The sequence below is a fragment of the Streptomyces sp. NPDC054849 genome (assembly GCF_053610945.1).
In genome coordinates this window covers 1-5,336 of sequence record NZ_JBSGZI010000185.1, presented here as the reverse complement: position 1 = coordinate 5,336, position 5,336 = coordinate 1, and the positions used below count along the sequence as shown (strand labels likewise).

4 protein-coding genes are annotated in these 5,336 nt (G+C 73.6%); 3 read left to right on the top strand and 1 reads right to left on the bottom strand.

Annotated elements, in window-relative coordinates:
• Positions 1-108: 108 nt before the first annotated feature.
• The gene (locus ACWGIF_RS37715; RefSeq protein ID WP_453504360.1) at positions 109-1,491 is read right to left on the bottom strand and encodes a transcriptional regulator; all 1,383 of its coding nucleotides are present in this window, start codon (positions 1,489-1,491) and stop codon (positions 109-111) included.
• A gap of 215 nt (positions 1,492-1,706) precedes the next feature.
• On the opposite strand from ACWGIF_RS37715, the gene ACWGIF_RS37710 reads away from it, so the two are divergent.
• From ACWGIF_RS37710 to ACWGIF_RS37700, 3 genes are all read left to right on the top strand, one after another.
• Positions 1,707-2,390: a bifunctional DNA primase/polymerase gene (locus tag ACWGIF_RS37710; RefSeq protein WP_453504359.1), complete on the top strand. Its 684-nt coding sequence runs from the start codon at positions 1,707-1,709 to the stop codon at positions 2,388-2,390.
• 112 nt (positions 2,391-2,502) lie between these two features.
• Positions 2,503-3,345, top strand: a complete 843-nt coding sequence (locus tag ACWGIF_RS37705; protein ID WP_453504357.1) for an ABC transporter ATP-binding protein — start codon at positions 2,503-2,505, stop codon at positions 3,343-3,345.
• A 152-nt stretch (positions 3,346-3,497) separates the two neighbouring features.
• A complete protein-coding gene (locus ACWGIF_RS37700; RefSeq protein ID WP_453504355.1) occupies positions 3,498-5,090 on the top strand; it encodes a transporter in 1,593 nt (530 codons plus the stop codon).
• Positions 5,091-5,336 lie beyond the last annotated feature (246 nt).

Genomic DNA, 5,336 nt, shown 5'->3' with positions numbered 1-5,336 from the left:
CCCCGGCGGGCCCTTTCCCCCCCCCCCCCCCCGGGGCCTGGTGGCGGGGGGGGGGGCGGGGGGGGCCCCCCCCCTCTTTCGGCCCGGCCCCGCCGCGGGGGCTGAAGGTCAGGCGACCCTGGACGCGAGCCGCGCCCCGAACTCCCGCACGGCCGCCTCCTCCCGGTACGGCTCCAGCCGCGCCCGGAAGTCGTCCAGGTACTCCGCCCCCCGGTTCGAGCGGAGCCCCTCCAACAGTTCCGCCGCCTTCGTGGCCGTCCGGCAGGCCTGTTCCACCTCCCGCTGCTGCACCTGCGCCGCCGCCAGCAGCAGCAGCCCGATGGCCCGGCGGCGCTCCTTGCCCGCCGGGAGTCCCCGCAGGGCCTCCTCCGCCCGCCGGCCCGCCGCGTCCGCCTGCCCGAGGTCCCGGTGGCAGTGGGCCAGCTCGTCCGCGAGGTACGCCTCGTCGAAGTGCCGGATCCACACCGGGTCGTCGCACGACTCCGGCTCCGCCCGCTCCAGCGCGCTCACGGCCCGCGAGGACAGTACGGCCGTCGCCCGGGTGTCCCCGAGCAGCGCGTGCCCGCGCGCCTCGGCGGCGTAGAACATGGCCTCGACCCGCGGTGTGACCTGCCCGCGGGTCCCCTCCTGCGCGGCCCTGGCGAGCTGCGCGATCTCCCTCGGATTGCCCAGTTCCGCCGCGAGGTGGCTCATGGACGCCGCGAGCACATAGCCCCCGTAGGCACGGTCTCCGGCCGCCTGGGCCAGCCGCAGCGCCTGGATGTAGTAGCGCTGGGCCAGTCCCGGCTGGCCGGTGTCCACCGCCATGTAGCCCGCAAGCTCCGTCAGCCGGGCCACCGCCGCGAACAGCGCCCGGCCCACCGGCTCCCGGTACGAGCCTCCGATCAGCCCGGACACCACCGAATTGAGGTAGTGCACGACCACCGGCCGGACGTGCCCGCTGCCGAAGCGGTGGTCGAGGTCCTTGAGGGCTTCGGTGGTCGCCCGGACGGCCTCGACGTCCGGCATGCCGACCCGTGAACCGCCGCTGCGGGCCACCTGGGTGTCGGCCCCGGTGATGAGCCAGTCGCGGCTCGGTTCGACGAGCGCGGAGGCGGCCACGCTGGAGCCCGCGAGGAAGTCGCGACGGCCGACGTCGCTGCGCCACAGCTCACAGACCTGCTCGATCGCGCCGATGACGGTCGGGGAGAACTGCAGGCCGATGCCGGAGGAGAGGTTCTTGCCGTTGGCCATGCCGATCTCGTCGATGGTGACGGTCCGGCCGAGTTTGCGCCCGAGGGCCTCGGCGATGATTCCGGGGGCCCGGCCGCGCGGCTGCTGGCCGCGCAGCCAGCGTGCCACGGAGGTCTTGTCGTAGCGGAGATCGAGGCCGTGCTCGGCCCCGCACATGTTCACGCGCCGGGCGAGCCCGGCGTTGGAGCACCCGGCTTCCTGGATGAGCGCCTGCAGCCGTTCGTTCGGCTGGCGGGCGACGAGAGGCCTGGCTGCCATGAAAACCCCCTGCTGGCCGCGGGTGATCGTTGGAATGATCACTTCCCGCCTGATGTGCGGAGAATCTTCCGCTCTGCGTGGTGTCGCTACCCAAGTCGAGCGCCCCGGGCTCCCACGCGCCCCCACACATGCATCAGTGCGCCCCATATGCAGGATCGATGCTCCGCCCACCGGCGGGTTTACGCCCGTAACCCCAGGTGACCCGGGGAGTTGTGATGGGCGTGGAAGAGACCATGGGAGTCACGGAGACCGCACCCATCCCCAAGCAGCGCGGCGAGCAGCTGCTGGACCATGCCGTGCGGTACGCGGAAGAACGGCACTGGGATGTCTTCGCCGGCACCTGGCTGGAGGCCGGGGACGGCCGGGAGCTGTGCTCCTGCGGGACGGCGGACTGCCCGGCCCCCGGCGCCCACCCGACGGTGAAGGACTGGGCGGCGCAGGCCACCGGCAGCGCGGTACAGGTACGGCGGATCTGGGCGAAGCACCCGGAGGCCTCGATCCTGCTGCCGACGGGCCGTACGTTCGACGCGCTGGACGTGCCGGACTCGGCCGGGTTCCTGGCGCTGGCGCGGCTGGAGCGGATGCAGCGCACCCTCGGTCCGGTCACCCTCACGCCCGACCACCGGATGCTGTTCTTCGTCCTGCCGGGGGCCGGCGTCAAGGTGGCGGACCTCGTGCGCAAGCTGGGCTGGCCGAGCGGGCTCGACCTGGTCGCACGGGGCGAGGGCGAGTACGTGGCCGCCCCGCCCACCCGCTTCGGCGGCAGGGGCTCGGTCCAGTGGGCTCGGCGGCCCACGCCGGCGAACCGGTGGCTGCCGGACACGGAGGAGCTGATCGACGCGCTGGCGTACGCGTGCGGGAGCGAGGCGGCCGCGGACCGCAAGCGGCGCCAGGGCTGACGGGTCTCGTCTCCGGGTCGCAAACTCATGACATAAGTAACTGCTGGGGCCTCTCCCCCTCCTCCTATGGTGAGGAAGGAACGACCAACGGGGACGTGAGAGAGGCGGGCGCATGCCGGACCAGGGCGATGCGACGGGTGGAGCGCACGGGACGGGTGGCGCGGGATCCGCGCCGTCCGCCGTGCGGGTGGAAGGTCTGTGGAAGCGCTTCGGTGAGCAGGTGGCCGTCGCCGGGATCGATCTGGAGCTGCCCGCGGGCCAGTTCATCGGCCTGGTGGGCCCGAACGGCGCGGGCAAGACGACGACGCTGTCGATGGTGACCGGGCTGCTGCGCCCGGACATGGGGCGGGTCCTCGTCGCGGGGCGCGACGTGTGGGCGGACCCGACCGGGGTGAAGGCCCGGATCGGCGTGCTGCCCGAGGGGCTGCGGCTCTTCGAGCGGCTGTCGGGACGCGAACTGCTCTGCTACATGGGCCGTTTGCGCGGACTGCCGGGTGAGGAGACCGACAAGCGGGCGACGCAGCTGCTGGAGGTCCTCGACCTCGCGGGTTCGCAGCACAAGCTGGTCGTGGACTACTCGACCGGTATGCGCAAGAAGATCGGCCTGGCGGCCGCGCTGCTGCACAACCCCGAAGTGCTGTTCCTGGACGAGCCGTTCGAGGGGGTCGACCCCGTGTCGGCGCAGACCATCCGCGGGGTGCTGGAGCGTTACACGGCGTCCGGTGCCACGGTGGTCTTCTCCTCCCACGTGATGGAGCTCGTCGAGTCGCTGTGCGACTGGGTGGCCGTGATGGCCGCCGGCCGGATCCGCGCCGCGGGCCCGCTGGCCGACGTACGGGGCTCCGCGCCCTCCCTGCAGGCCGCGTTCCTCGAACTGGTCGGCGCGCACGGGCGCGACGCGGCCGGGGACTCGCTGGAGTGGCTCGGCGGCGGCTCCGGGGCGGTCGCGCGATGACCTCGCCCGCCTCGCCCGCCTCGCCCGCCTCTCCCGCCACTCCGGCCGCGGGCGCCACTCCCGCCGCAGGCGCCACGGGCGCTGCTGCTGCCGCCGGTGCCTTCGCTCCGGGGGCTTCCGCCTCCGGCGCCTCCGCTGCCCCCGCTGCCTCCGTGGCGTCGATCCCGCTGACCCCGATCTTCGTCCGCCTGAAGCTGTCTCTGCTGCGCAACGGCCTCAAGGGCTCCTCGAAGCGCAAGGCCGCCTACTTCACGACGCTGGGCTTCGCCCTGCTGGTCGGCTTCTTCGTCACGCTCGGCCTGTCCCTTCTGCACGGGAACGCCCACGCGGGCACGGTCGTCGTCCTGCTTGCCGCGATCCTGGCGCTCGGCTGGGCCTTCATGCCGCTGTTCTTCCCCGCCGGCGACGAGACGCTCGACCCGACCCGGCTGGTCATGCTGCCGCTGCGGCCGCGTCCTCTCGTACGGGCGCTCTTCGCCTCCTCGCTCGTCGGCATCGGGCCGCTGTTCACGTTGTGCCTGGCCGTCGGCTCGGTGATAGCCGTCGCGCGCGGCGCGGCCGGCGCGGTGGCCGCAGTGGTGGCCGCACCCTTGCTGGTGCTCGGCTGCGTGGCCCTCGCACGGGCGGTGGCCACGGCCAACGTTCGGCTGCTGACCAGCCGCAAGGGGCGTGACCTGGCACTGCTCAGCGGCCTGCTGATCGCGGTGGGCGCGCAGCTGGCCAACTTCGCCAGCCAGAGCCTGCTCGAGGCCGGCGGCCTGTCGACGCTGGAGCCGGCCGAGGCCGTGGTCCGGTGGCTGCCGCCGGCGACCGCCGTCGGCATGGTCGACTCGGTGAGCCAGGGGGCGTACGGGGTGGCGGCCGCCCAACTGGCCCTGACACTCGCCGCCCTGGCCGCGCTCCTGTGGTTCTGGGAGCGCAGTCTGACCAAGCTGATGGTCACCCCGGACGGCTCGACCATCGCGGCCGCCCGGCCGGTGAAAGACCGTGGCGCAGGCGGATTCTGGTCGCTGCTGCCCGCCGGCCGGACGGGCGCGACCATGCAGCGGACCCTGCGCTACGTCGTCCGCGACCCGAAGACCAAGGCCTCCTGGGTGACCGCGCTGGCGATCGGTCTGATCGTCCCGGTCTTCAACGCCCTCCAGGGCACGGGATCCCTCTACCTCGCCTGCTTCGGCGCGGGCATGCTCGGCGTCCAGATGTACAACCAGTTCGGGCAGGACACCTCGGCGTTCTGGATGGTCGCGCAGACCATCTCCGGCCCGCGCGACGCGTACGTGGAACTGCGCGCCCGGGCCGCCGCGCTGGCCCTGGTCACGGTCCCGTACACCGTCCTCGTCACGGCGGTCACCGCTGCCCTGATCGGCGACTGGTCCGCCTTCCCCGCGGCCCTGGGCCTCGCCCTGGCCCTGGTGGGGTCGATGCTCTGCACGGGCGCGCTGGCCTCGGCCCGCTTTCCGTACTCCATCCCGACGGACGGCGCCTTCAAGAACGTCGCCCCGGGGCAGGGCGGGCTCGCCTGGATGGGCATCTTCGCCGGGCTGGGGGTGTCGGCGGTGGTCTGCGCCCCGGTGATCGCCCTGACCGTCTGGTTCAACATGGCCGACCACCAGGACGTTTCCTGGATCCTGCTTCCCCTGGGCGCGGTCTGGGGCGCGCTGGCCACCTGGGCGGGCCTGCGGCTGGCGGCCCCGACGGTGGCGCGGAAGCTGCCGGAGATCCTGTGGGCGGTGAGCAAGGGCTGACGGAGGCCGCCGCCGAAAGCACGCCCGCCCCACGTGATCGACCCTCCTGGCCCCCTCCTCCTCGACCCTCGTCGTCGACCCTCGTCGTCGACCCTCCTGATCGGCCCGACCGATCAGGGCCCGCCTCGGCCGGACCGGCGAGCCGGGCGGCCCCAGGCCCCCCCGACGGGCCGCCCGGGGATGCCCCGGACGGGCCAGGTGGTCCAGACGTGGGGCACGTAATGTTACACCGCCGCGGCGCAGGCC